This is a genomic window from Pseudomonas sp. K5002 (assembly GCF_013386655.1).
Taxonomy (GTDB): Bacteria; Pseudomonadota; Gammaproteobacteria; order Pseudomonadales; family Pseudomonadaceae; genus Aquipseudomonas.
Window position 1 is genome coordinate 1 of sequence record NZ_JACARK010000897.1, and the last position, 2,836, is coordinate 2,836.

Genomic DNA, 2,836 nt, shown 5'->3' on the forward strand with positions numbered 1-2,836 from the left:
CCGGCGCAACTGGTGCGCCAGCAGAGCCTGGCGGAAATCGTACTGTTGGAGCCGGAGCCCGCACCCAGGCGCGCCTTCACCTATTTCGCCTACTGGATGATCGTCCACGGCGTCGCCTGCTGGCTGGCGGGGCGCCGGATCCCGATCCTGGCGATTGAACTGCGTTGCCCGCAGCCGGACTTCTGCGACGATTACCAGGTGATGTTTTCCGACAACTTGCGCTTTGACCGGCCGCGTACCCGGATGATCTTTTCCGCCGACTGCCTCGACCTGCCGATCAAGCGCAGCCCGGAGGAGCTCAAGCGCTTCCTGGCCCATGCGCCGGCCAACATCCTGGTCAAATACCGCGACCCGGACAGCCTTGCCACCCGCATCAAGACCGACCTGCGGCACATGCCCGCCGACACCTGGCCGGAAACCGAAGGCCTGGCCGCATCCCTGTGCATCTCGGCCTCGACCCTGCGCCGGCGTCTAGCGGAAGAAGGGCAGACCTACCAAGGCCTCAAGGACAGCGTGCGCAAGGAGTTGGCGATCGTCTGGCTGGCCGATTCCGACATCAGCTTTGCCGAGATCGCCACCCGCCTGGGGTTTGCCGATGCCAGCTCGTTCTACAAGGCGTTTCGCAAGTGGTCGGGCTCCAACCCCGGGCACTATCGCAGCCTGATATTGAACGAAGCACTGAGCCAGTAGGTCACTGCCAGGCACCCCCGGCACGTTTGCCTGCTTATCCACGCCTTTAATGATCTGGGTCACTTTCCTGCGCCGCCGTGCGTGTGATATTCGGCGCCACCGCTCCATCGTTCGTTTCCTGACGCAGCCTGATCGGCATTTGTCGCGATCAACGTCTACGCCATTTCCCTCATTCAAGAGCAGGATTTCATGGCACTTCACAGAACCGTAGAGACCCAGGACCAAGCCATCGAAGACGTCTATTCGAGTGGCTCCGCCCAGCACAAACTGCCCAAGTACCGCCTCCCGGACCACTCGACCACGCCGTCGGCCGCCTACAACCTGGTGCGCGACGAACTGCTGCTGGACGGCAATTCCCGGCAGAACCTGGCGACCTTCTGCACCACTTGGGTCGAGCCCGAAGTGCAGCAGTTGATGGCCGATGCCCTCGACAAAAACATGATCGACAAGGATGAGTACCCGCAGACGGCCGAGATCGAAAACCGTTGCGTGCACATCATTGCCGACCTGTGGCACGCGCCGAAATCGTGGCAAACCGTGGGTTGCTCCACCACCGGTTCCAGCGAAGCGGCGATGCTTGGCGGCCTGGCACTGAAGTGGAGCTGGAAGAAACGCCGGGAAGCGGCGGGGCTGCCCACCGACAAACCGAATTTCGTGTGCGGCCCGGTGCAGATCTGCTGGAAGAAATTCGCCCGTTATTTCGATGTGGAAATTCGCGAAGTGCCGTTGCGCGGTGACGCATTGGGCCTGCGCCCGGCCGACCTGCGGGAATATTGCGACGAAAACACCATCGGTGTCGTCGCGACCCTGGGCGTGACCTTCACCGGGATCTACGAACCGGTCGCAGCCCTGGCGGCCGAGCTGGACTCGATGCAACGTGACCTCGGCCTGGATATCCCGATCCATGTCGACGCGGCGAGCGGCGGGTTTATCGCCCCGTTCATCCAGCAAGAGCTGCAATGGGATTTTGTGATCGAGCGCGTCAAGTCGATCAACGCTTCCGGCCACAAGTACGGCCTGGCGCCGCTGGGCGTCGGCTGGGTTATCTGGCGCTCCACCGAAGACCTGCCGGAAGAGTTGATCTTCTACGTCGACTACCTGGGCGGCAACATGGCGACCTTTGCCCTGAACTTCAGCCGGCCCGGCGGGGAAATCATTGCCCAGTACTACAACTTCCTGCGGCTGGGGCGCGACGGCTACACGCGGATTCAACAAGCGTGCTCCGACACGGCGCAATGGCTGGCCTCGGAAATCACCAAGTTTGCCCCGCTGGAACTGGTGTACGACGGCAAGGATGGGCTGCCGGCGGTCTGCTACAAGCTCAAGGACGGCGTCGACCACGGCTTCAGCCTCTACGACCTGTCGGAGCGCGTGCGCATGCGCGGCTGGCAGATCGCGTCATACCCGTTGCCGTCCGATCGGCAGAACGTCGTGGTACAGCGCATCCTCGTACGGCATGGCGTGAGCCGTGACCTGGTGGCGTTGCTGCTGGAAGACCTGCGCAAGGCCGTTGCCCACCTGCAGAAAAACCCGGTGGCGCATTCCGACGCTGGCCCCAGCTTCAGCCATGGCGCCATCGCCGACCCGGTCATCCCGGCCGACACCCCGAACCTCGACTGAACGCACTGAACACTCACCGGGCCTCGAGGCCCGGTGCCTTTAGCGTTGCATCGCCAGGTACGAATCATCGTGACTGCCTTCTTTACTTTCCTGCACGACAACCCCTACATCCTGCTGTTCCTGGTGGTTGGCCTGTCCGTCTGGGTCGGGCGCGGCACCATCAAGGGTTATGGCCTGGGCGCGGTGGCCGGGGCCATCGTGATCGGCTGCGCGATTGCGACGTGGGCGTCGTACTACGGCGTACATTTCGAACTCGATAACTTTACCAAGAGCCTGTTTTATTACCTGTTCATGTACGGCGTCGGGCTGCGGGTCGGGCCTTCGTTCATCAACAGTCTCAAGGGTGATGGCCTGAAATTCACCTTCCTGGCAATCCTGTCCTCGTTCCTCGGGCTGGGTATCGTGGTGCTCGGCGTGCGGCTGTTATCCCTGCCGGTGGGCGCGGCGGGCGGGATTCTTGCCGGTTCGCAAACCATGTCGGCGGCGATTGGCTCCGCCGAACAGGCGATTACCTCGGGCGTGGTGC

General features: G+C 62.6%; 2 protein-coding genes and 1 pseudogene. All 3 read left to right on the forward strand.

All coding sequences use genetic code 11. The annotated features are described in order from the left end of the window. Positions 1 to 690: AraC family transcriptional regulator (locus HX846_RS30680; RefSeq protein WP_178966826.1), on the forward strand; the 690-nt coding region annotated here is incomplete at its 5' end. 189 nt (positions 691 to 879) lie between these two features. Beyond that, positions 880 to 2,310 carry a glutamate decarboxylase gene (locus HX846_RS30685; RefSeq protein ID WP_087692662.1) on the forward strand — a complete coding sequence of 477 codons (1,431 nt, stop codon included), beginning with the start codon at positions 880 to 882 and terminating at the stop codon, positions 2,308 to 2,310. A gap of 69 nt (positions 2,311 to 2,379) precedes the next feature. Next, positions 2,380 to 2,836: pseudogene (locus tag HX846_RS30690) on the forward strand (transporter); the annotation flags it as partial.